Raw genomic sequence first — 877 nt, 5'->3', positions numbered from 1 at the left:
CCCGATCCCGATCCCGGTCCTCACCCCGACCCTTGCCATCCTTGCCGCGCTCACCCCGACCCTTGTCGTCCTTACCGTGTTCGCCGCGGCCCTTGTCGTCGCGCCAGCCACGCTGCTCGCCTCCCCAGGCCTCCTCGTTCCAGTTGCCGGCGCCCGGGCCCTGGCCTTCATGCCAGGCGCGACCCTCCTCATTACGCTTGTCGTCGTCGTTGTACTGCTGCGCCGTGGACCACTCCGGATCGGCCGGGCCATTGACGCCGCCGACCCCGTACGCGACTCCCGTGAGACTGACCGCTCCCGTCAGGCCCAGGACGCCGGTGGCGAGCCACAGCTTGCGCCGGCCCGCCGCTGACGTGGTCTGGCGAGCGGCGTCATCGTTACTGCGAAGGTAGTTGGACATCTGAGCTCTCTGCCCTCTCCTTGTACCCAGACAAGGTCGCTTCGCCCTCGCGAGCGGCCTTCGCTACAAATCGGTTGTAGCTGCTGAACAACACCGTATGAGAATGTTCTTCGCCATGTGGACGGATCCGAAGGAAACCCACATTTAGTACATGGATGGGTCGGGTAGGCAGGAGTGCGGACGCCGGGTGCGGCCGTCGTAGGAGGGCGCCGAAGGCGCCATACCGGGCTTCGAGGTCGAAGGTCCTCGCGACGTCGCACAGCGGGCGGCCGGGACGGTCAGGCCGGGACGCCACCACCCGGCGCCGTCCTGTCAGACCTTCACCGGGGTGGGCGACCGAAGGCGGGAGCCCCTTCCGTCCGCGGGTCGCGCGACGGAAGGGGCTCCCGCGTCATGTGGTTCAGGCGTGGCAGTCTTTGACGTTGACGCAGTTCTTGGGGTCGTTGTCGGTGACGGTGGACTTGTCGTCGAGTTCGA

Annotated in this window: 1 pseudogene; it reads right to left on the bottom strand. The window is 67.2% G+C overall.

Annotated features, from left to right (window positions below):
- Positions 1 to 400: pseudogene (locus ACTMSW_RS30680) on the bottom strand (hypothetical protein); the annotation flags it as partial.
- Between the last annotated feature and the right edge of the window lie 477 nt (positions 401 to 877).

Origin of the sequence: Micromonospora sp. BQ11 (genome assembly GCF_052068135.1) — a bacterium.
Lineage (GTDB): Bacteria > Actinomycetota > Actinomycetes > Mycobacteriales > Micromonosporaceae > Micromonospora.
This window is presented reverse-complemented; position numbering and strand designations above follow the sequence as displayed.